The following is a 20,913-nucleotide window of genomic DNA, read 5'->3' as shown; positions in this document are numbered from 1 at the left end:
TCATCATCCCTTCGAAATGTTTATATTTTCAAAATAAGAGCTGTACTTCACGCTTTCGAGAATGGCTTCCTGAATGCCGCCTTTGCGGACAAGAGGCAGGACACCGATTTTGTTCAGGCTGGCCCTTGGGGCCTCGCCGATGCCGGAGCAGAGAAGAATGCGGCAGTCACTTAGAATCGATATAATTTCTTGCAGCGTAGCTGCTTTGTCACCGTTACAATCGGCCTTGCCATGGCAATAGGCTTGAATCTTGCGGACACCCAGGAGCTGTACATCCGTTCCGTCGGTGTCGTAGACCAGGAACTCGGTGGCATGACCGAAATGCTGATTCACCTTGTCGCCGCCTCTGGTGGCAACCGCAACCCGTGTCTTCGGCCCTCCGGCCTGAATGCGTCTGGCCTGTTTGGCTAAGACACGCTCGCGGATCTTGGTGTCCAGCTCACTCTGGAACATCGCCCGGGCTTCTTCATTAATGACCGGCTCGGCCTCCATCGCTTCCAGCGGGAAATCCTGATTGCGATCCTGGCCCAGCAGCCCGATCGCATCGGCCCGGCATTGCCGGCAGTGGCGCATAACCTTCATCCCGTCGCGGCCCAGCTGCTCCTGCAGGTTAAGCAGTTCCTTCGGACGGGGCGCCTTGCGGCCATCCGCTTCATACTGGCTGCCCGGTGCGATAATAAGAGGTGTTACATTGTGCAGTGTGGCCCCGAGCTCTTTTACCCGTGCTGACACTGCAGTCAGATGATGATCGTTAACTCCCGGAATCATAATGGAATTTACTTTGACCAGAATCCCCAGCTTCGCCAGCATTTCCAGTCCCAGTAATTGACGGCTGATCAGCAGCTCGGCTGCCTCTCTGCCTTCGTACCGGACCCCTTCGTCGAACACCCAGGGATAAATCGCCTGGCCGACATCAGGGTCGATGGCGTTGATGGTGATCGTGACATGGCGGATGCCCAGCTCCATAATCTCATCCACATACCGGTACAGCGTGAGTCCGTTAGTGCTGAGACAGAGGGAGACATCAGGCACATGCTTCCTGACCCGGGCGAAGGTATCGAAGGTCTGCTCCGGGTTCGCCAGCGGATCTCCGGGTCCGGCCACACCCACCACTGAGAGCTGCATCAATTGGGCGGCAACTCCCCGCACCTTGCGTTCCGCCTGCTCTGGAGTAAGCACCTCACTGACCACGCCCGGCCTGCTCTCATTCACACAGTCGAACTTGCGGTTACAGTAATTGCACTGGATGTTACAGGCGGGAGCAACCGGGATGTGCATCCTGGCATAAAACCGGTGAGCCTCCTCGCTGTAGCAAGGGTGGCGGCTAATCTCCTCCTCCGCTTCACTTGATAGACATGACGGCTGCATCATTTCCCACCTCCTAAAAGTTTTGTAAGCTAGGCTTCTCTGCGCATTCTACATACAAAACTCGCTTCGGAAGCATTAACTTAAGTTTTACGGAGCATTTGCTCCTTGAAACCACTTCGCAAATCTACTTTTTTCCTATACGACGGTTCAAACAGCCTTTGATTTGGTTAATGTTATTTTATCTAACACTTAACTTACTTGGCCGCTTTATTTAATCTCATCATATTTTCATTACAGGGGGTCGTCAATTACTCCAACGTTTATTTCGCCCTTCTTTTCCTTTTGTTTGCAGTTTCGCCATATGATATGTCAACTTATATGACTCAAACTTATCATGTTTCCGTTTTCAGGCCTGTCATTTCCTAATGATATTTGTTCTCAAAAGGCATTGACAACGCCTCTTAACTCGGATATGATACTTTTAGCCAGAAACGAAACACCTAAAATTTCATATAATCCCGTAAAGGGGAGTAGCTGTTAGATAAAATCGTCAATACGAGAATATGAGGATATTCTCCGGTTTTATCGGCAATAGATTATTGTTAGCGAGACCTTTACCAACCAGGTTACCTTTATTCCAAAGGCTAATCTGTTTGGTAAAGGTCTTTTTTATATATATTTTTGGTTAAACTAAGGGTATCACCGTTAGTTTAAGCACAAAGCAGCTAAACCACTTGAGGAGGAAACAGCAATGGATTGGGGACTACTATTAGAATACGGATGGGTATTGCTCGTTCTCGTAGCACTGGAAGGGCTGCTAGCCGCAGACAACGCACTTGTACTAGCGATTATGGTTAAACATCTTCCTGATGAGGAACGTAAAAAGGCATTGTTCTACGGATTGGCCGGAGCATTTGTGTTCCGGTTCGGATCACTGTTCGTCATCTCCTATCTGGTAGATATCTGGCAGGTACAAGCTATCGGTGCGCTATATCTGTTATTTATCGCGGGGAATCACATCTTCCGAAAAGTGTTATTCGCTAAGCCGGTCACGGAAGACGCCGCTGAAAGCGGAAGCCCTGAGGCTGTAAACAAAAAGAAAGCCAGCTTCTGGTTCACCGTACTTAAGGTCGAAGTAGCAGATATCGCCTTCGCCGTAGACTCCATCCTCGCAGCCGTAGCCCTGGCCGTTGCTCTTCCTGCCAGTGGCATCCGCAACATCGGCGGCCTCGACGGCGGACAGTTCCTTGTAATCTTCGCGGGCGGCTTCATTGGTCTGGTCATTATGCGTTTCGCTGCTTCCTTCTTCGTCAAGCTGCTTCACACCCGTCCGGGTCTCGAGGTTGCTGCCTTCTTCATCGTCGGCTGGGTTGGGGTTAAGCTCGCTGTCATCACGCTGGCCCACCCTGCTCTGGGTGTATTGTCCGAAGACTTCGCACACAGCACCTGGTGGAAACTGACCTTCTATGTAGTTCTGATCATCATTGCGGCTACAGGCTGGTTCATGAGCAGTGTCAAGACCGAAGAGAATGCCTCTGAGAATCCGGTCAAGGAAGTCGACAAGCAGCTCGGTAAATAATCTCTATTATTAAAGAAAAGCTGGTCCATAAAATAAAAAGAAATCGCCCCTTTGGGATGGACGGTAGATCTTCCATCTTACAAAAAGGGCGATTTCTTTTTTAAGTATGTGGAACTTAGGTGCATCGCAACCCGCTTAAACAGCTATCTCCGCCACTTCATGAATCGGTAATCCAGCACATCCACCAGCAGGAACAGCACGAACCCCACCAGACTGAACAGCATAATTCCGGCATACATCTCAGGGTAGTCCAGCCGCAGCCAGGCATCCATGATAAAGAAGCCCATGCCATGCTCCGTACCGTAGATTTCGGTGAAAAAGAGTACGGAAATCGCTGTACCCAGCGATATGCGAATGGTACTGAGGATCACAGACAAAGCGCCGGGAAGGGTCACATTCCAGAATTTCTGCATCGTGCTGGCACCAATACTCGTCAGAACATCATAAGTACTCTCGGGGATAGCCTTCACACCATCACGTACCGAGATAATGACCTGGAACAGCAGAATCAGCATAATCATCAGTACCTTGGAGGTTTCTCCGAGACCGAAGAAGAGCATGACCACGGGCAACAGCGCGATTTTGGGAATCGGATAGGTCAGATAGACGACCGGGTCCAGTATTCGGTTCCAGAAGGGGGAGCGGCCCATCAGCAGACCGGCCAGCAGACCGAGCAGCAGAGCCAGCAGCACACCTTCAGTGATCCGCATCAGACTGTATCCGACATTCAGCACCACATCATGGGCCCCCAGCTCAAACATCGCGTTATAGACCGCGCCCGGGCTGGGCAGAATTGCGTGATTCATGAGCAGATAAGCCACATACCAGACAACATTCATTCCGGCAAAAACGAGCAGCAGGCGCAGCAGGTGAATCAAATGCCGTCGTTTCACCATTTCTCCATCATTACCTTTCGGATTCTCTTGGACTGCATGAAGTATTCATCGCTCTCCCGCTTCTCGGCATGCTTCATGGCAAACACAGCGGCGTTATCAAGAATCTCCGGCGGCTCCTGCTGTCTGGGCAGCATGATGATAATCTTCTGTCCCAGGAGAATCGCCTCCTCCACATCGTGGGTGACGAACAGTGTGGTCGCCGGATGCGCCTGCCAGCTGTCGATAAAAATCTGCTGCAGCCCTTCCCGCGTAATGGCATCCAGCGCCGAGAACGGCTCATCCAGCAGCAGAAGGGTCGGCAGAATGGCGAAGGCGCGGGCAATGGCTACCCGCTGCTGCTGACCGCCGCTCAGCGAGAGCGGAAACCGGCCGGCGAGCTGGGCAATCCCCATGGCTTCAAGCCATTGCATAATTTGCCGGTCCTGCTCCCGCCTGCCCCGCCCTGCTCCGTCCGGACGGGCGATACGCATCGCAATCCGGATGTTGTCCCGGACCGTCTTCCAGGGCAGCAGGCCATAATTCTGCGGCACGAGCCCGATCAGCGTCTCCTTATCATGAACAGATCTGCCATTGAACAGCAGCTCCCCCTCATAACCGGGCAGCAGGCCGGCAATCGCCCGCAGCAGCGTAGATTTGCCGCTGCCCGAGGGGCCGATCACCGTATAAATCCCGTGCTCCGGCAGGGTCAGGCTCATCTCACCCAGAGCCAGCTGCCCGTTCTGATAAGCTACATGCAGCTGATGAATGCGGAGACCGCTATTTTTTAAACTGGACATCGGAGATCACATCTTCAGCCGATAGCGTTTTGGTCAGCAGTCCTTTTTCACGGGCCCAGGCAAAAGCAGCCTCCACTTCCTTCACATCCACCTGGTTCGCAGGCAGATACTCCGGCACCTTAATTTCATTCTTCAGCGTTTCAGGATAGCCTACTTCCTTAATAATCAGGTCGATATATTCCGATTGGTCATGCGTCTTCATATAATCAACTGCCTCATCATAAGCGGCGTACATATCGCGGATTCCCTGCCCCTTGGCATCAATGGCACTCTGCGGAAAAGCCAGCACAAACGGATTGATCCCCGCACTATGGGTGGAACTGAGAACGCGCAGGCCGGCAGTACGGCCCATGGTTACAAAGGGCTCCGGCAAAACAGCCGCATCCGCCTTATTATTCTTAAGCAGCTCCAGACGCGTTGGAATCTGCGGCACTTCCGTTACGGTAATATCGGCTTCTGCCAGGCCTGCCTGCTTCAGCATCATGGCGACGGTATACTGGGTTGAAGTGTTTTTGGACAGGATGACGGTCTTCCCCTTCAGATCCTTTACCTCTTTCACTGCATCATTTCCGGTCAGCAGGTCGAATTCACCTGTGGTGGTGCTGGTGATTTTGACATCGAGTCCTGCTTCATTATAGATTGAGATCGCCACCAGATCCGCACTGAGGCCATCTACCTTACCCGCCTGAAAAGCCACATCACGATCCTTCGCGCTCTTGAAGGTCTGGATATCCAGGTTCACATGATGCTTCTGATCAAATCCCTGCTCATGGGCAATAATAAAAGGAATCGCATCGATGGATGGCAGCAGTCCCAGCGATATCGTAACAGCCTCAGCAGGTGCAGCTGCAGCAGCTCCTGTATTTGCATTCTTGGCATTTCCTGCCTGATTTGCGCTACCGCATCCGGCAGCTGTCACGCTGACAGCCGCAGTCAGTACGACTAGCTTCATAAGGTGTTTCCAGTTTCTTGTCTTCATGAATCTTAATTCCCCCATCTCTTATCGGTTACGCTTCATGCGAATTTATTCACATACATAGTACACCCATTGTCCTATTTTGTATATTTATAAATTTAAATATCAGTTCTCTAATGTCCAATAGCTTCATGGAATTCTTTTTACAGCAGCACCCAATAATGACGCAAATATGCTATAATGACCTGTACCTATTCCGCAGGTATCCCCCTTCAAGCAGCAGTCCTACTCCAACCTATCTAAGGAGCTGTGCCCTATGAGCGATGTAATTCTCCAGCAGATTCTTGCCGAGCTGCAAGGCGTAAAGTCAGAAATTACAGGAATGAAGTCTGAAATTTCAGGAATCAAATACGAACTTTCCGGATTGAAAGCCGATGTTCAAAATCTTCAGTCAGAATTCACTGCATTCAAGTCTGAAATTACTGCCGAGCTGGTGATCATCAAGGATGAAATCGAAAATATCAAAACCGACATCGTTACCATCAAGGATGATATTGTTACCGTCAAGGCTGACATTGTTACCGTCAAGGCTGACATCGTTACCGTCAAGGCTGACATCGTTACCGTCAAGGCTGACATCGTTACCGTCAAGACTGACATTGAAAGCATCAAGGAAGATACGAAGCTAATTCCGCTGATTCAACAAGCGGTGGCCGAAGTCAACACCGAAGTCGTTGCCGGCCGGGATTCTCTGGAGCGGATCGACCGGAGCCTGCGAGGACATGACGCAACGCTGGATATCCTGGCCCGGCGTTCTATAGATCAGGAAGCTGAATTGAAACGGTTAGCTGCATCTGCATAACATCCTGCCCCGAAGCGACCGCCATCCCGGCTGCCGCTTTTTTTGTTTCCCTCGGGTAGTCCATCCCACAAGGACATTGTTCTCTTAGATAAATACAAACCCAGTTATCACAACATTATTCCTTATTTATTTGTCTTTATCAGGCGGACATTTCATTGCTTTATGAATTATATATGTTATAATGAAAGCGTAACCAAAAGAGATGTCCCAGAGGTTCATTACCGTATTTCATCGCCAAGGAGGATGAATGCAATGCTGGCAGGAATTAAGGAACTGAAGAATTGGGTAACCGGGATGTGGCAGCCGGGGATGGCTTCCGGAGAAGAGGATTACCGGAAGATGGAATATAGCGCACATCGCCATCTGCACACACCACCAACCCCAAGTCCGCTTACTTACGAACAGGAATCACGCATCAAGACCGTCAAATTCCACTAATCTCTAGTTAGATGTATATATAGAACACCCTTCACCTATCAAATCAAGGCCGCTAAGGAACGGGAGCATCCCGGTTCAAGCGGCCTTTTATTTGTTGCACTAGATTCATTATCTCGCCAACCACCGCAGGATCGTCTGTGCCCCTTCCAGATAGCGCTGTCCTACGAGAAGTCCGGTATGGGTGGTGCCCCAAAGACCTGCGTAGGCTGCGCGGAAATACGCTGCATTGGCTCTGCCCCGGCGCTCATCCTCATCACTGTTAACCGCATGGATGACCAGACAAGGACATGCAATGTTTCTGCTGTCTACGGATACCCCTTCTGCCCCAAAGTGATAAGAGAAGGTTCGAAACGCCTTGGCAGACTCCATCGTCAGATACTTCCGCTGAAACGCTACGTCTTCTGCCGTCTCATCCAGGCTGGTCTCCTCATCGCGGACCGGAGCGGGCACTACGTTGCCTGGTACCGTGCTGACAATATCCGTATAAGGAACCTCCTCATGTACCTCTCTGCATAGACTTGAATCAATCAGCACAAGTCCGGCCAACCCGGCCCTCTCCGCCACCTTCTGGCTAAGAATCCCGCCCATGCTGAACCCGATCAGGACAGGAGCAACTCCGCATTCAGCTTGGATCACCCGCGCCACTTCATGGATATCCTCCAGATAATCTTCGAAGGTAATTTGCGTCATATCCAGCACCCGGCTCCGGTAATGACTTCTCAGATTCATCACATAACACGTCCAGCCTTCACGGATGAAATGGGGAATGTACTTGCTCCACATCCAGCTTCCGGTATAGGCACCATGTACAAACAGCAGGGGTACCTTATTCTCCTGTTCCTGGCCTTTTCTCGCCTCTTCTCCCTTGTAAATCTCCAGATAGAGATCATGCTCACCGACATATCTCTCTGTATGCGGCGGTAACTCATCAGTGTAGTCTCTCATTGTAATGTCCTTTCCATAATTAGTTTGACATCAAACTATCATGCAAATTTTTTAGAAATTATGATTGATTTTCATTAAAATTGCCAGCAGAGTTATCTGCTCCTCTTCCGTAATATCGCGGTAGAACTGCTCCAGCATGGCAGAAGAGACCGATTCAAATACCGGCTCCAGCTCCTTCCCCTTCCTGGTTAGAGTAACATATACGTACCGGGTGTCCTCCTGATCCCTCTCCTTCATAACCAGTCCCAGCCGGACCAGCTTATCCACAAGTGCTGTAACTGTAGATTTGTCCTTATGAATATGTGCCGAGATCTCGGCCATGGTGAGTCTGTGCTTAGACAGCAGCGCATACAGAATATCCCCGTGCGAAGTGGCAATGCCGTCTACTCCCTGCTTCGCCATCTCTTGTAGGATGAACCTGTTAACCTTCTCGCGGATCTTGGATATAAGTGAAATAGCATCTCTGGTTTCCATAAAGGAATTATAGTTTGACGTCAAACTATTGTCAATAGATCAGTATTTCCGCGTGCTCCTATTCGGGGTCCTTATCAAGCAGCATGACTTCCTCACCCCGCTGCTGCCGGATCGCAATATTGGTTCTGCCCCAGGAGCACATCAGGTTAATGATCTCATTGGCTGTGATCCCATACTCGGTGATGTAATATTCCACTTTGGGCGGCATTTGGCTATAAACCACTCTGCCGATGATCCCGTACCGTTCCAGCTCGCGGAGCTGCTGAATCAGAACCTTTTGCGAGATACCCGGAATACTGCGCTGCAGTTCACTCGTCCTCTTGGTCCCCGACATCAGTATACATATGATCAGCGACTTCCACTTCCCGCCGATAATCTCAAGCGTCGCCTCAATCCCTAAATGATATTGCTTCATCCCCGGCACCTCCCCAGCAGTCATAACAATGCGCTGATCTAATGATTTCTATTCTGCCACAACCGGCACCCGATTCCAATGCATACCTGGAGGTAACTAGGTTACTTCATTGTGTGTATTTACATTTTCAGGAATTTACAAAATAATAGAAGCACCTGCACAACACAAACTATACACCAGAAAGGTGATCCCTAATGACAACCCTGGTAATCCTGGCGCACCCCGATATAGAGGCTTCAAGAGTGAACCGGAGATGGAGACAAGAGCTGCTGCTGCATCCGGAGGACGTTACGGTCCATGAGCTCTACAAGGAGTACCCGGACTGGAGCATCGATGTTCCGCAGGAGCAGCGTTTATTGGAGGCGCACGACCTGATTATTTTTCAATTCCCCTTATACTGGTATAGCTATCCCCCGCTGCTAAAAAAATGGCTGGACGATGTGTTCACTCACGGCTGGGCGTACGGCTCAAGCGGCAACAAGCTGAAGGATAAGAAGCTGGGCATAGCTATGACCATCGGCGATAAAAAAGAAAACTACCTGCCTGCCGGGTCCGTTTCTTTTACAGTAGAGGAGATCATCGCCCCGTTCCAGGCCAGTGCCATCCATGTCGGCGCAACCGCCCTGCCTTACTTCGCCGTGTTCGGCGCTTCCTTCCAGGCGAGTGACGATGATATTAATCAGAGTGCCGTGGATTATTGGGAGTATATCCTTCGGAACCGTTAATATTCCGTTATTCCCGCTTCTTCCCGACCGCGCCAAGATAGATCACAAATTCCTCTTCGCCATCCAGTTCGAGCACCTCATCAATCAGCTGTTGATCATAGATTCCGATGGCACAAGCCCCGGCACCGATGGATTCACTGGCCAGGTACAGATTCTGGCAGACATGCCCGGCATCGATGAGAATTTTTTTGTGCGCGGAGATATCATATTTCCATTCAGACCGGTAGGGTGTGGTGCTCCAGGCGAACAGAACCGCAGCTTTCTTGGCGAAGTTGGGGACAAAGGGCTGCTCCAGCGTAATCGCATCAATCTTCTGTTCCAGTTGGTCTAATTCAAACATAAATAACAGCTTGTGCTCTACAGGAAGGTACCGGTAGATGCCCTGTGGTATCCCTTCTACCCGCATAATCATCAGGTAAGTCTCAAACGTATGGGTCGCCCCGCTGCACGGTACCGTCCGCAGAGTCAGTCCGTTCTTGCTCATCCCCGTAATGCCCTGGGTGGCCCATAGTAAATAGGATAGCTCCTCCAGACTTAGCGTGTCGGCCGAATAGAATCTTGTACTCCTTCTTTGGCTGATGCAATCCATAATATTGTTCTGACTCACAACGTCCCGGCTGACCTCAGGCAGCTCAATGATCTGTGCCCCCTCATTATAGGGCTTCACAATCGGCGGCTGCGCCATGCCCTTAATCTTATCTGTTCGGATATGCTTGAATTCTTGAAAATTCGATTTCAGCAGTTGTCTCTGTTGCTCGTATCTTGTCATGTTGAATCCTCCCGGCGTCCCTTGATCCTATAAATTTATCATGTGTTTTGAATTAGTTTGTGATTATAATCACTATCTTTGCAAATACAAAGCTATTTTTGCAGCGATGACTGTCCAAATTGAAAAAAAGACCAAATGAGGCCCCCTTTGCCGGCGGCAATCACTTGGTCTATTCAATATTGTAGCATGGAAGCGATATCATTAATGCGAACGCAACTCCATCTTTTGCATATCTATGATAAAACCATGGGTCTGTAAGATATCCAATCCAAGCAATCCTTTGTGAGACTTCGGAAGTATTGCAGCGTTCTCCCTTGGTAGCATACGGAAATATCTATTGTCAGGAGTTGTCCATCATAAGCTATCTTCATGACCGCCGCCTCACTCTCATCACTGGGTCTCTGCGCAGATGAATAACGCACTCCTCATTGGCAGTGTGATAGACAAGATATCCTGGTTCAGCGCTGAAAAATTCCTGGTTGGCGTTCTTCTCAGATACTGCACGAACAGGAGCTACTTCCGTTATAATTTTCTTATCATCTTCCTCGCGATAGTCAAGAATGGAAAGCAAAACAAATTGGTCAAGTAACAATTCTCTTACTTGCTGCCATTTCATTCTTTCACACCTCCCGGGTAGCCATCGATAAAAAAGTGGTTCTAATGAATTCATTTATCATAATTTGAAATCGGATTGAGAGTTGGCAAACAACAAAAAACCTCCCCTCACCCCAAAAAGGTAAAGGAAGGCTTAAACGCATCACCTCTGAAGCAGGGCAGCTAGATTTTCAGCTCCCCAAGCTTGATCAGCTCGACAACCGCTTGCGAACGGCCTTTTACGTTTAATTTTTGCATTACGTTGGAAATGTGGTTGCGGACGGTCTTTTCGCTGATGAATAACAGTCCGGCAATATCCCGTGTAGTTTTGTCCTGCACAAGAAGCTCGAATACTTCGCGTTCACGATGCGTCAACAAAAATTTGCTATGATGTTCGTTGCCTTTCAATGGTGTCACCCCTCCTTGCCCTGGGTTTGTTTGGTATAACAAGGTAAAGGGATACAGTCAAACCATACTATGTGGGGGGGCAGTTAATGGTGCTGTCACAGCATTAAATTGGGCGGGGGCAGGCGCGGAGTCTGGACAATCCCGGCACATCACAGCCAGGACGCAGCAAAACCGGCCGCAGCACCTTACGCGTTAAGGGCGGCAGCCGGCGGGCAAATACTATAGAATTTGCGTCACAGCAGCAAGCTGTACCGGTCCGTCACGCCCTTGCGGTCACGCCGGTTTCTCCGGTAGAGCTGTTGTTGCACACCCAGTGTAATGTATGAAATGGATTCCATAGCAAGCTTTTTTATCGGCCGAAAAGCGGTTCATTTCTATGTTAGAATAAGGTCATACGAGTCTCACACAGGGGGCGTAGACGAACGTGGCTAATATTAAAGAAATCGCCCGGATGGCCGGAGTATCTGTAACGACCGTCTCACGGGTGCTGAATAATCATCCGTATGTCAGCAAGGACAAAAGAGCCGCTGTACTGCAAACGATTGAGCAGCTCGACTATACCCGCAATATGAACGCCGTTCATCTGATTACCGGACGTACCGGTGCGGTGGCGGTGATTCTGCCGTATATTCATGCTTTTTATTTCTCGATTATTATGAATGGCATTGCCCACGAGGCGCTGCTCTCGCAATACCGGCTGATTCTGTGCCAGAGCAATTATCTGGAGGAGGAAGAAATCAAAGTGCTGGAGATGCTGCGCCATAAAGAAATTGACGGTGTCGTGATTGTATCTACTGCGCTGAAGCCGGACATCATCGAGGAGTATACGGCCTACGGTCCGGTTGTCACTTGCCAGGACAGCGGAGAGCGGCGCTATTCTTCGGTCTATATTGAGCATTATGCGGCTTTCAAGGAAGGGCTGGCGTACTTGACCGGCAAAGGTTACCGCTCCATCGGATATTGCGAAGGACGGAGTAATGGCAGCAGTGCCGTGATCCGTCAGGCTGCTTACCGCGAATTCATTGCTGAGCATAAGCTGGCTTTTGAAGAGGAATGGATGATCTATGACTGTACAACGGAGGAAGACGGCGCTGCCGTTGCACAATCTCTGCTGATGATGCCGCAGCGGCCGGAAGCCATGATTATTACGGGAGACCATGTAGCTGCCGGGCTGATTATTGAAGCGCGCAGAGCCGGCCTTAGCATCCCTCATGACCTCGCAGTGATGGGCTTCGATAACCAGCCAATCGGACGTCTGCTTCAGATCACCACCATGGATAACCACCTGTATGAGATGGGGGCCGCCGCCTTCCGCATTATCCATGAGCAGATTCATTCGGAGCACCTGGGGCCGGTCTACCGCAAGCTGGACTACCGGATTATTGAGCGGTCCACGGTGTAGTCACGGATATGACGGTTGGTTGAGCTATGATAGGATTTCAGGAGTTTCCGCGATTACACATCGTTGTAGGTATTACAACTCTATTCTTGAATACCCGGGTGTCCGGGGGGAATGTTGTACGAAATACAGGAATTTCCCAAATTTTCTCGGAAAAACATAGAAATTGCTGCCTTTTCTACAACAAAACTTGATTTTTCCCGTTGTTATGAGAAAAGTATTGCATTTTGTGCAGGAATTCAGATAATATCTGCGTCTTCTGGGTAGCCGAAGGCGTTTTTTGTTATTTCATTTGTGCGCTTCTGGATGGATATGATAATTATCACATTTTTATTGACAGCTAATAGCTGTGGAATTATGATAAGTCCATCATTGATAACGATTATCATTTTCATAAGCGAAAAGGGGGTTCCACCGGATGAAAATAGGTTATGCAGTACCTGCGGGTCTGCTTGCAGCGTCCCTCCTGTTCGGCGGATGTGCGGGCAAGGACAACAGCAATAACAATGCTAATAACAGCAATAATTCGGAAAGTAATGCCGCAGCCCAGGCAGGTAGCGGGGCAGAAAGTGTAGCGAAGGCCGGAGGTGAGGCGAACGCAGATTTCACCACTGCCATCGACGAATACCGCAAATACGTCATTGAACAATGTGATGCGTTCGTCAAGCAGACCGAAGGCTTCACGGATGCCGTCAAGGCAGGCAAGCTGGAAGAGGCTAAGGCGCTGTATGCTCCGGCGCGTATGCATTATGAGCGGATCGAGCCGATTGCTGAAGCACTCGGAGATCTGGACCCGAATATTGATGCCCGCGAGAATGATGTGGATGCCGCGCAGTGGCGCGGTTTTCATAAGATTGAACAGGCCCTCTGGCAGAATCATACCACGGAGGGCATGACAGATGTCGCGGACCGCCTGCTGAAGGATGCGCAGCTGCTGCGCGCCAAGGTGGAGACGGCCGGGATTGATGCCAATCTGCTCGTTACCGGGGCGGTTGAGCTGCTGAATGAGGTCTCCTCCTCCAAAGTAACGGGGGAAGAGGAGCGTTATTCCCATACGGATTTGTATGATTTTGTGGCGAATGTGGAGGGGGCCCAGAAGATCTATGAGCTGCTGAAGCCGGAGCTGGCCAAAAAAGACCCGGCCCTTGAGCAAACTATCGGCGAGCGGTTCACCGCCTTGATGAATGAGCTGGCACCGTTCAAATCGGGGGAGGGCTACGTCTCTTACGAAACGCTCAAACCGGAGGAGATCCGTAAGCTAAGCCAGAATCTCGATGCCTTGGCCGAGCCGCTATCCAACATGGGAACGATTCTGGGAGTGTGACGAGTATGAACAAGAAAGATAAGAATTCCCGGAATAAGGCTGACGCGGATCATGGAATTCCTGCGCCGGAGACCCAGCTGTTCAATACCAAATTCAGCCGCCGCGATATGCTGCGGCTGACCGGTGCCTCAGGTCTCGGGCTGCTGCTGGGCGGAGGCGGTGTAGGCGGCTTTATGGCGGCACGCCAGGCAGCGGGACGGGCAGTCCCGGCCGCCGCAGCCTTCGGGCAGAATGAAGAACAGGCGGATACGATCCCCTTCTACGGCAAGCACCAGGCGGGGATTCTTACGCCTGCACAGAATTTTCTGTGCTTCGCTTCATTTGATCTGACGACGACCATGATCAGTGATCTGAAAAAACTGCTGGAGGACTGGACTGCCGCCGCCGCTGCCCTGACCTCGGGTACGATGATCGGCACGGCGAACGACAAGCCCAATCTCCCGCCTACCGACACCGGTGAGGCGGATGGCCTCACCCCCTCTAAGTGTACCCTTACCTTCGGAGCTGGTCCGGCCCTGTTCGACAGCCGCTTCGGGCTGGCCGGGAAGCGGCCCGCCTCCTTCACTGAGCTTCCGTCCTTCCCTGGAGACAGCCTGGAGCCGCAGTGGTGCGGCGGTGATCTCTGTGTTCAGGCCTGTGCGGACGATATGCAGGTGGCGTTCCATGCCATCCGCAATCTGGCCCGCATCGCCCGGGGCACAGCGGTGCTGCGCTGGACGCAGGAAGGCTTCCAGCGCAGCGCCAGCGCCGATCCGTCAGGCGGCACCCCGCGTAATCTGCTTGGCTTCAAGGACGGTACGGGGAATCCGGACGTCACCGATGACACGCAGATGCGAAATATTGTCTGGAGCGGCAGCGCCGATGGCCCGGCCTGGATGAACGGGGGCACGTATCTTGCGGTGCGGCGCGTACGGTTCCGTATTGAGGTCTGGGACCGCTCCCCGCTGAGCGATCAGGAAGCCACCTTCGGGCGGCACCGGCAGAGCGGCGCACCAATTGGAGCCCGGGATGAATTCGCTGAGCTAAATCTGGCAGCAGCCGATGCTGCCGGCAAGCCGCTCATCCCGCCGGACTCCCATTCCGCTCTCGCCCACGGAGACGGCTCGGTCAAAATGCTGCGCCGCTCCTACTCCTATTCCAGCGGCATGGATCTCAAAACCGGCCAGCTTGATGCCGGTCTGGTGTTCATCAGCTTTCAAAAGGATCTGATGAAGCAGTTCGTCAGCATCCAGCAGCGCCTCTCCAAAAATGACCGGCTGAATGAGTATATGGTTCATACCGGCAGTGCTGTCTTCGCCTGCTTCCCCGGTGTCCGGGAAGGCGGTTATATCGGGGAATTACTGCTCGAGGGTTGAAATACCTAGGCTGTGACGGGTGATGCTGAGGAGGCTGGGGCCCAGGGATTCTGAGGCTGGAAGTGCAACCGCGATTCGGACACCGGTGCTGCGGCGATTCGGGCACCGGAGAGGACGGACAGGTGGCTGATCGCTGCGGACTGAGAGGCCTTTATTTTCTCTTTCGAGCATATTCAGCTACTCGAACGGACTACACGGCGCTTATTTCCGCTACAGCGGGCGTTTTCCTCCCAATTTTTTGTACATAAGCTCCACTGAGTCCGTTCAACTTGCAGAAACGTTAATAGTGCTAAAATAAGCGCAGCTGAGTCCGTTGCAAGTGACCCCTACTCGCTAAACTTGAAGGGAATGATCCCGATGAAGATCACAGTTACACATGGTTCCTGGCGGCAGATCAGGGCAGCGCTGCTGCTCCTCTGCCTGCTTGTGCTGCTCCCCGGCGCGCCGGCTTCTGCGTCAGGCGCGCCGCTGGATGAGCTGCTGCCGCCTGTAGGCAGCGCGCTGGTCGAGGCCGGCCAGAGCCGCTGGGAGGCGGCGGCGGCCGATGTCGAATCGTTCGCGGCGCTGTGGCGCAGCGCGAACAAGAGCAAGCCGGACCCGGCACTCGCCGGTCCGGCTGCTGTGGTGGACGCCGCGCTGGACGCTGCGGCGGAAGCCTTAGCGGGCGGCGGCGGAGCGCCCGCCAAGGCGGCCCTGTCCACGCTCGCCCGCAGCGTGGACGCTTATGTTACCGCCGCCGCAGGCGAAGGCGGCGGTAACACGGGCACCGCCGGACGCGCAGCGGCGGCGAAGCTGCTGCCCGCGGCGGAGCGCACGCGGGATGCGGCGCGCAGCGCCGACTGGGCCGCGGCGGCGGAAGCCTACCGCGCCGTGGTGAACGGCTGGACGCCGGCGGAACGCGGCATCCGGGCGGACAATCCCGCCGTCTACGGCTTGCTGGAGACGAAGATGAGCCTGCTGCGCATTGCGCTGCAGGCAGAGCCGGTCCGCGGAGAGGCCGCGCAGGCGGAAGCGGAAGCGCTGGTGACGCTGCTGTCCGGCTACAGCGAAGGCAAAGCCGTCGATACCGGTGGTGCGCCGAGGCCAGCTTCCATCGAGGGGCTGATCAGCTATCTGAAACAAGCCTCCGCCTCCGCCCAGGCCGGAGACAGCGCAGCAGCCGCTGATATCATGGAGCAGTTCATCACTGCCTGGCCTTCGGCCGAAGGCCAGGTCCAGCTGGCTTCACCCAAGGTCTATGCCAGCATCGAGAACGAGAGCACCGCCGTCACCGGTTATCTGCTCTCCAGCCCTCCGAAGCTGGACCAAGCACTATCACTTATGGATACGATGCTCTCTGAGCTGACGCCGCTGGCCGGGGAACAGACATATACCGCATGGGATGCGGCACTTATTCTGCTGCGGGAGGGGCTGGAGGCGATTCTTGTACTCGCCGCCCTGCTTGCCTATCTGCGCCGCGAAGCAGTACCGGCAGCCAGCCGCTGGGTATGGTCCGGCGCGGCGGCAGGTCTGGCCGCAAGCATCGGCCTCGCCGTGTTGCTGACCTATTCCCTCTCCCAAGCCGCCTCCGGCGGCGCACGCGAGCTGATCGAAGGCATCACCGGTCTCGTCGCCGTGGTCATGATGCTCACCGTCGGCCGCTGGCTGCATGGCAAATCCAGCACAGCAGCCTGGAATAAATATGTAGACCTCCAGATGCAAGGCGCCCTTGCCAAAGGCAATCTGTGGTACCTGTTCTTCATCGCTGCGCTGGCCATTTTGCGCGAAGGGGCGGAGACTACGATTTTCTACGCAGGGATGGCACCGGCCATTGACACCTCTCAGCTGCTGCTCGGGATTGGCAGTGCCTTGGTGATCCTGATCATCCTCGGCTATGCCATGATTGCACTGAGTGCCAAATTGCCGCTTGCTGCCTTCTTCCGCGCTGCTACAGTGCTGATCTACTATCTGGTGTTCCGCTTCCTCGGTGAGAGTCTTCACGCCTTGCAGATCGCCGGCAAGCTGCCAGCCCATACCGGGCACAGCCTGCCCTCCATCGGCTGGCTTGGCATGTATCCGACCTGGGAGACCACCATCCCGCAACTGCTCATTCTTGTCCTCATCCTATGGGAGCTGCTGCGCGGCAGACGGGCTGCCAACAGAACGAAGGCCGCAAACGGGATCACTAAGTAAACATACTAATTATGTAAAAACTGCAATCTGTGCGTGTGCCTTCAAACGCGCAGATTGCAGCTTTTTGTATTTCCTGCCATATGGGTTAGCCGCATTCCTCTTGCCAATGCCTTAAGCAGAAATGAATAGGTGGAAAAACGTCACTTACTAAAAGAGTAGAATCCTTTTTATAGATGATAGATGGAAAAACAGCATTTATTTATTGCCGCAATCAGCTCAAAATGGAATTTGAGTAAAACTAAGCAGCAAAAATCCAATTAATTTTCACAAAAAACTGAATGATGAGTTAACAAGTAACAAAAATCCAACTGTTTCCTCTTATCAATACTCCTTCCTTCCTCCTCCTTCCACCCTCCCTCCACTCCCCTATCACAAATCCACACCTCCCTCTCCTTAATCCAGCCCAAGAGCAGCCTTAAGCCAAACTGCCTATTGCAACCTTCCGCAATTTGTTTTATTCTGATTATGAAAATAATTTTCTTAATTATTGTGTTTATTATGTAAAATAATTTCAGGAGTAAGCTTTAGGCCAAAACTTAACCTGCCCATTTCCGCATGTCGATTTCTACATTTTCATTCGGGTAAGTAGAGAAAGCTACATGAATCTGAATCTATAGTAAAGAAGGTGAGTGCTTGTCTCCCATTCTGCATGCTCTGGAGCATGACAAGCCCAAGCTGTCGCAAATGGAACGCAAGCTGGCTGAGCGCATTCTGGCCTCGCCCGGGGAAATTGTCCATATGGGCATCACGGAGCTGGCGGAGGAATGCGGCATCAGCACGGCGACGATTACGCGGTTCTGCAAAGCGCTGCATTTCAAGGGTTATCCCGATTTCAAGCTCAAGCTGGCGGCTGAGCTGGCGCATAGCGACGGCTCGCCGGAGACCGGCAGCTCCTCTTATCAGGACATCGTGGCCGGCAATCCGCTGCAATTCATTGTAGAGGCCATGCAGGCCAACCACCTGGCCTCGATCCGGGACACCACCTCGCTGCTCGATCTGGGCCGGCTGCAGCAGGTCATTGATCTGCTGTGCAGAGCCCGGCGGGTCGATCTGTACGGGATGGCGACCTCATCCATCGTCGCCCAGGATTTCTATCAGAAGCTGATCCGCATTGGCGTGAACTGCACCGCTTTTGCCGATTCCCATATGCAGATTACTTCCGCTTCCTCACTCTCTTCCGGCGATGTGGCCTTCGCAGTCTCTTATTCGGGGGAGACCCCGGAGACAGTGGATGCCTTAACCTGTGCAGCCGCGAGCGGTGCAGCCACGGTATCGTTAACCTCCTATGGAAGCAGTACTCTGGCTACACTCGCTGATATTCCCCTGTTCTCCTCGTCTCTAGAGCAGGGCATGCGGCGCGGTGATATGGCGTCACGGATCGCACAGCTGCATATTATCGATATTCTGTTCACCGGCATGGTCAGTGCCCGGTTCGGGGATTTCATCCCCAGGCTTGAGCAATCTTACCGGAACGTCCAACATTACCGTCATAAACGGGGAGGTCAAATCTAATGAATATTTTGAAATTTCAGCATGAAGAAGATTTCGCAGCCACAGGAGCTAACCTGATCGCCAGTCTGCTGCAGAGCAATCCCAGAGCTGTTCTCGGGCTGGCTACCGGAAGCTCCCCTGTCGGGGTGTACGAGAAGCTGGTGGAGATGCACCGCAAGGGCAATGTCAGCTTCGCCAAAGCCTCATCCTACAACCTGGACGAATATGTCGGACTGCCTGTGGATCATCCGCAGAGCTACCGGAGCTTCATGAATGAGCATCTGTTCAATCATATCGATATCGACCTGGCCCGCACCCATGTGCCTAACGGAAATGCTCCCGATCTTGCGGCCGAATGCCGTGCGTATGACAAGCTGCTGGAGGATAACGGTCCGGTGGATCTGCAGATCCTCGGCATCGGCAGCAACGGTCATATCGGCTTCAACGAGCCGGATGCCAGCCTGAGCAGCGGAACGCATGTCGTCGATCTGCTGGAAGAGACCCTGGAAGCCAATGCCCGGTTCTTCGACCGTGTAGAGGATGTGCCGCGTCAGGCGGTAACGATGGGCATCGGCGGCATTCTCAAAGCGAAGCAGATTGTACTGCTTGTCCGCGGTGAAGAGAAGGCGGAAGCGGTTAAAAATGCGCTGAAGGGCCCGATCACCACCCAATGCCCCGCTTCGCTGCTTCAGAGCCATCCGAATGTGGTCGTCCTGCTGGATGAAGGAGCCGCCAAATGGCTGAAATAAACGGTATGAACGGAGAACTTTTGTACGGCAAGGTGTTGACTCCTGACGGAATCATAGAACAGGGTGTAATTGCCGTAGCGGATGGCTTGATTCAATATGCCGGAGAAGCTTCCTGGCTGCCCGCAGCTTATGAGAGCTGGCAGACAGTCACCCGGGAGCCGCAAGGTCTGCTGATCCCCGGATTCGTTGATGTACATGTGCACGGCGGAGCCGGACATGACTTCATGTACAGCGATGCAGATGCTCTCGACACCATCACACGGTTCCATGCCTCACACGGGACGACCTCTATGCTTGCTACAACCATGACGGCTTCCAAGGCAGACATCGATCAGGTACTGGCCGAGGTGGATGCTTATCGTTCCCGTGAAGGCGGCATGCCTTATGCAAGGCTGGCAGGTGTCCATCTGGAGGGACCGTTCATCAGCGTAAGATGGCCTGGAGCGCAGAATCCTGAGCATATCGTTCCGGCTAATATAGAATGGCTGGAGGAATGGGAGCACAAGTATCCGGGAATGATCCGTCAGGTCACCCTGGCTCCTGAGCGTGAAGCTGCCCTGGAAGCGATCCAGTGGCTGCGCAAGCATGGCATTACGGCTGCGCTTGGCCACACAGATGCCACATTCGAGCAGGTAATTACCGCTGCCGATGCCGGACTGAACCAGGCGGTGCACATGTTCAATGCCATGACGCCGCTGCATCACCGCAAGCCGGGAACGGCCGGTGCCGTACTGTTCGATCCCCGGATCAGAGCCGAGGTCATTGCCGACGGTATCCATGTTCATCCGGCAGCCATCAGCCTCATTACCCGTCTCAAAAACAATCATAACCTGCTGCTGATCACAGATGCCATGTCAGCAACCGGACTCAGCGACGGAGAATATGCGATCGGTGACCTGCCTGTGATCGTTAAGGACGGCATAGCCACGCTGAAGGAGCATCCTGAAGCACTGGCCGGAAGCACACTGACGATGATTAGCGGGTTCCGTTATCTGGTTCAGGAGGTCGGTCTAAGCCTGCTGGAGGCCTCACAGGCTGCCAGCCTTAACCCGGCGCTCTCGCTCGGCATGCAGCGGTCTATCGGAACGCTGGAAGCAGGGAAGCGCGGCGATATCCTGCAGCTGGATCAGGACCTGAATCTGCGCGGCGTCTGGATCGGCGGACGCAAGCTGGAGGCCTAAGTCCAGGGCAGCAAGATACTACTTCATGTCCATATAAACACAGACAATGCAGCCCTCTCACCCGGCTTTCCGGGTACGGTGGCTGCATTGTTTGCGTCCATCTTCTTTTACCGTTTGCCTGCCCTGTGCCCGTCCTT

21 protein-coding genes are annotated in these 20,913 nt (G+C 52.8%); 11 read left to right on the top strand and 10 right to left on the bottom strand.

The genetic code is table 11. From position 1 onward, the window contains the following. Window positions 1-3 precede the first annotated feature (3 nt). Window positions 4-1,371: a nitrogenase cofactor biosynthesis protein NifB gene (nifB, locus tag NSU18_RS26195; RefSeq protein WP_341017041.1), complete on the bottom strand. Its 1,368-nt coding sequence runs from the start codon at window positions 1,369-1,371 to the stop codon at window positions 4-6. A 688-nt stretch (window positions 1,372-2,059) separates the two neighbouring features. Here nifB and NSU18_RS26190 point away from each other — a divergent pair. After that, window positions 2,060-2,887, top strand: a complete 828-nt coding sequence (locus NSU18_RS26190) for a TerC family protein (RefSeq protein ID WP_341017040.1) — start codon at window positions 2,060-2,062, stop codon at window positions 2,885-2,887. 143 nt (window positions 2,888-3,030) lie between these two features. Here NSU18_RS26190 and NSU18_RS26185 read toward each other — a convergent pair whose 3' ends face one another. From NSU18_RS26185 to NSU18_RS26175, 3 genes are read right to left on the bottom strand one after another with little or no spacing between them, the layout of a single operon-like run. Beyond that, the gene (locus NSU18_RS26185) at window positions 3,031-3,783 is read right to left on the bottom strand and encodes an ABC transporter permease (protein ID WP_341017039.1); all 753 of its coding nucleotides are present in this window, start codon (window positions 3,781-3,783) and stop codon (window positions 3,031-3,033) included. Then, complete coding sequence (locus tag NSU18_RS26180) at window positions 3,777-4,559, bottom strand: ABC transporter ATP-binding protein (RefSeq protein ID WP_341150420.1); 783 nt, start codon at window positions 4,557-4,559, stop codon at window positions 3,777-3,779. The genes NSU18_RS26185 and NSU18_RS26180 overlap by 7 nt, the downstream gene beginning before the upstream one ends. Beyond that, window positions 4,540-5,511: an ABC transporter substrate-binding protein gene (locus NSU18_RS26175; protein ID WP_341017036.1), complete on the bottom strand. Its 972-nt coding sequence runs from the start codon at window positions 5,509-5,511 to the stop codon at window positions 4,540-4,542. The genes NSU18_RS26180 and NSU18_RS26175 overlap by 20 nt, the downstream gene beginning before the upstream one ends. Window positions 5,512-5,791: 280 nt before the next feature. Here NSU18_RS26175 and NSU18_RS26170 point away from each other — a divergent pair, with 280 nt between their 5' ends. Beyond that, on the top strand, window positions 5,792-6,337 hold the full coding sequence (locus NSU18_RS26170; protein ID WP_341150419.1) for a hypothetical protein: 546 nt from the start codon (window positions 5,792-5,794) through the stop codon (window positions 6,335-6,337). A gap of 252 nt (window positions 6,338-6,589) precedes the next feature. Further along, complete coding sequence (locus NSU18_RS26165) at window positions 6,590-6,775, top strand: hypothetical protein (RefSeq protein WP_036695723.1); 186 nt, start codon at window positions 6,590-6,592, stop codon at window positions 6,773-6,775. A gap of 108 nt (window positions 6,776-6,883) precedes the next feature. Here NSU18_RS26165 and NSU18_RS26160 read toward each other — a convergent pair whose 3' ends face one another. From NSU18_RS26160 to NSU18_RS26150, 3 genes are read right to left on the bottom strand one after another with little or no spacing between them, the layout of a single operon-like run. Next, the gene (locus tag NSU18_RS26160) at window positions 6,884-7,720 is read right to left on the bottom strand and encodes an alpha/beta hydrolase (RefSeq protein WP_341150418.1); all 837 of its coding nucleotides are present in this window, start codon (window positions 7,718-7,720) and stop codon (window positions 6,884-6,886) included. Between the two features lie 51 nt (window positions 7,721-7,771). Then, window positions 7,772-8,194 carry a MarR family winged helix-turn-helix transcriptional regulator gene (locus NSU18_RS26155; protein ID WP_341150417.1) on the bottom strand — a complete coding sequence of 141 codons (423 nt, stop codon included), beginning with the start codon at window positions 8,192-8,194 and terminating at the stop codon, window positions 7,772-7,774. 58 nt (window positions 8,195-8,252) lie between these two features. Beyond that, window positions 8,253-8,609, bottom strand: coding sequence for a winged helix-turn-helix transcriptional regulator (locus NSU18_RS26150; RefSeq protein WP_341150416.1), 357 nt, complete (start codon window positions 8,607-8,609; stop codon window positions 8,253-8,255). A gap of 194 nt (window positions 8,610-8,803) precedes the next feature. Between NSU18_RS26150 and NSU18_RS26145 the strand changes: the two genes are divergently transcribed. Then, window positions 8,804-9,334, top strand: coding sequence for an NAD(P)H-dependent oxidoreductase (locus tag NSU18_RS26145; protein ID WP_341017030.1), 531 nt, complete (start codon window positions 8,804-8,806; stop codon window positions 9,332-9,334). A 7-nt stretch (window positions 9,335-9,341) separates the two neighbouring features. On the opposite strand, the gene NSU18_RS26140 is transcribed toward NSU18_RS26145, so the two are convergent. The 3 genes from NSU18_RS26140 to NSU18_RS26130 all read right to left on the bottom strand — a co-directional run bounded on the left by NSU18_RS26140 (window position 9,342) and on the right by NSU18_RS26130 (window position 11,105). Continuing rightward, a complete protein-coding gene (locus tag NSU18_RS26140) occupies window positions 9,342-10,103 on the bottom strand; it encodes a SagB/ThcOx family dehydrogenase (RefSeq protein WP_341017029.1) in 762 nt (253 codons plus the stop codon). Between the two features lie 367 nt (window positions 10,104-10,470). Further along, complete coding sequence (locus NSU18_RS26135; RefSeq protein WP_341150415.1) at window positions 10,471-10,719, bottom strand: hypothetical protein; 249 nt, start codon at window positions 10,717-10,719, stop codon at window positions 10,471-10,473. 161 nt (window positions 10,720-10,880) lie between these two features. After that, window positions 10,881-11,105, bottom strand: a complete 225-nt coding sequence (locus NSU18_RS26130) for a helix-turn-helix domain-containing protein (RefSeq protein ID WP_019908812.1) — start codon at window positions 11,103-11,105, stop codon at window positions 10,881-10,883. 424 nt (window positions 11,106-11,529) lie between these two features. On the opposite strand from NSU18_RS26130, the gene NSU18_RS26125 reads away from it, so the two are divergent. The 7 genes from NSU18_RS26125 (at window position 11,530) to nagA (ending at window position 20,776) form a co-directional block, all read left to right on the top strand. Further along, window positions 11,530-12,507 carry a LacI family DNA-binding transcriptional regulator gene (locus NSU18_RS26125; RefSeq protein WP_341150414.1) on the top strand — a complete coding sequence of 326 codons (978 nt, stop codon included), beginning with the start codon at window positions 11,530-11,532 and terminating at the stop codon, window positions 12,505-12,507. A 415-nt stretch (window positions 12,508-12,922) separates the two neighbouring features. Beyond that, entirely contained in the window at window positions 12,923-13,828 is a 906-nt protein-coding gene (gene efeO / locus NSU18_RS26120; RefSeq protein ID WP_341017026.1) for an iron uptake system protein EfeO, read from the top strand. A gap of 5 nt (window positions 13,829-13,833) precedes the next feature. Next, the gene (efeB, locus tag NSU18_RS26115; RefSeq protein ID WP_341150413.1) at window positions 13,834-15,183 is read left to right on the top strand and encodes an iron uptake transporter deferrochelatase/peroxidase subunit; all 1,350 of its coding nucleotides are present in this window, start codon (window positions 13,834-13,836) and stop codon (window positions 15,181-15,183) included. Between the two features lie 348 nt (window positions 15,184-15,531). Continuing rightward, the gene (locus NSU18_RS26110) at window positions 15,532-17,355 is read left to right on the top strand and encodes an FTR1 family iron permease (protein ID WP_341151103.1); all 1,824 of its coding nucleotides are present in this window, start codon (window positions 15,532-15,534) and stop codon (window positions 17,353-17,355) included. Between the two features lie 633 nt (window positions 17,356-17,988). Continuing rightward, entirely contained in the window at window positions 17,989-18,867 is an 879-nt protein-coding gene (locus NSU18_RS26105; protein ID WP_341017023.1) for a MurR/RpiR family transcriptional regulator, read from the top strand. After that, window positions 18,867-19,595 (top strand): glucosamine-6-phosphate deaminase, encoded by a 729-nt coding sequence (gene nagB / locus NSU18_RS26100; RefSeq protein ID WP_341150412.1) that lies wholly within the window; start codon window positions 18,867-18,869, stop codon window positions 19,593-19,595. Before NSU18_RS26105 ends, nagB begins: the two co-directional genes overlap by 1 nt. Then, window positions 19,583-20,776, top strand: coding sequence for an N-acetylglucosamine-6-phosphate deacetylase (gene nagA, locus NSU18_RS26095; RefSeq protein ID WP_341150411.1), 1,194 nt, complete (start codon window positions 19,583-19,585; stop codon window positions 20,774-20,776). Before nagB ends, nagA begins: the two co-directional genes overlap by 13 nt. Window positions 20,777-20,913: the final 137 nt, after the last annotated feature.

Origin of the sequence: Paenibacillus sp. FSL H8-0048 (assembly GCF_038002825.1) — a bacterium.
GTDB lineage: Bacteria > Bacillota > Bacilli > Paenibacillales > Paenibacillaceae > Paenibacillus_AQ.
This window is presented reverse-complemented; position numbering and strand designations above follow the sequence as displayed.

What these genes read in the sequence shown, in the direction of transcription:
- nifB (WP_341017041.1), bottom strand. Translation starts at nt 1,371, where the DNA reads ATGATGCAGCCGTCATGTCTATCAAGTGAAGCGGAGGAGGAGATTAGC.
- NSU18_RS26190 (WP_341017040.1), top strand. Translation starts at nt 2,060, where the DNA reads ATGGATTGGGGACTACTATTAGAATACGGATGGGTATTGCTCGTTCTC.
- NSU18_RS26185 (WP_341017039.1), bottom strand. Translation starts at nt 3,783, where the DNA reads ATGGTGAAACGACGGCATTTGATTCACCTGCTGCGCCTGCTGCTCGTT.
- NSU18_RS26180 (WP_341150420.1), bottom strand. Translation starts at nt 4,559, where the DNA reads ATGTCCAGTTTAAAAAATAGCGGTCTCCGCATTCATCAGCTGCATGTA.
- NSU18_RS26175 (WP_341017036.1), bottom strand. Translation starts at nt 5,511, where the DNA reads ATGAAGCTAGTCGTACTGACTGCGGCTGTCAGCGTGACAGCTGCCGGA.
- NSU18_RS26170 (WP_341150419.1), top strand. Translation starts at nt 5,792, where the DNA reads ATGAGCGATGTAATTCTCCAGCAGATTCTTGCCGAGCTGCAAGGCGTA.
- NSU18_RS26165 (WP_036695723.1), top strand. Translation starts at nt 6,590, where the DNA reads ATGCTGGCAGGAATTAAGGAACTGAAGAATTGGGTAACCGGGATGTGG.
- NSU18_RS26160 (WP_341150418.1), bottom strand. Translation starts at nt 7,720, where the DNA reads ATGAGAGACTACACTGATGAGTTACCGCCGCATACAGAGAGATATGTC.
- NSU18_RS26155 (WP_341150417.1), bottom strand. Translation starts at nt 8,194, where the DNA reads ATGGAAACCAGAGATGCTATTTCACTTATATCCAAGATCCGCGAGAAG.
- NSU18_RS26150 (WP_341150416.1), bottom strand. Translation starts at nt 8,609, where the DNA reads ATGAAGCAATATCATTTAGGGATTGAGGCGACGCTTGAGATTATCGGC.
- NSU18_RS26145 (WP_341017030.1), top strand. Translation starts at nt 8,804, where the DNA reads ATGACAACCCTGGTAATCCTGGCGCACCCCGATATAGAGGCTTCAAGA.
- NSU18_RS26140 (WP_341017029.1), bottom strand. Translation starts at nt 10,103, where the DNA reads ATGACAAGATACGAGCAACAGAGACAACTGCTGAAATCGAATTTTCAA.
- NSU18_RS26135 (WP_341150415.1), bottom strand. Translation starts at nt 10,719, where the DNA reads ATGAAATGGCAGCAAGTAAGAGAATTGTTACTTGACCAATTTGTTTTG.
- efeO (WP_341017026.1), top strand. Translation starts at nt 12,923, where the DNA reads ATGAAAATAGGTTATGCAGTACCTGCGGGTCTGCTTGCAGCGTCCCTC.
- efeB (WP_341150413.1), top strand. Translation starts at nt 13,834, where the DNA reads ATGAACAAGAAAGATAAGAATTCCCGGAATAAGGCTGACGCGGATCAT.
- NSU18_RS26110 (WP_341151103.1), top strand. Translation starts at nt 15,532, where the DNA reads ATGATCCCGATGAAGATCACAGTTACACATGGTTCCTGGCGGCAGATC.
- nagB (WP_341150412.1), top strand. Translation starts at nt 18,867, where the DNA reads ATGAATATTTTGAAATTTCAGCATGAAGAAGATTTCGCAGCCACAGGA.
- nagA (WP_341150411.1), top strand. Translation starts at nt 19,583, where the DNA reads ATGGCTGAAATAAACGGTATGAACGGAGAACTTTTGTACGGCAAGGTG.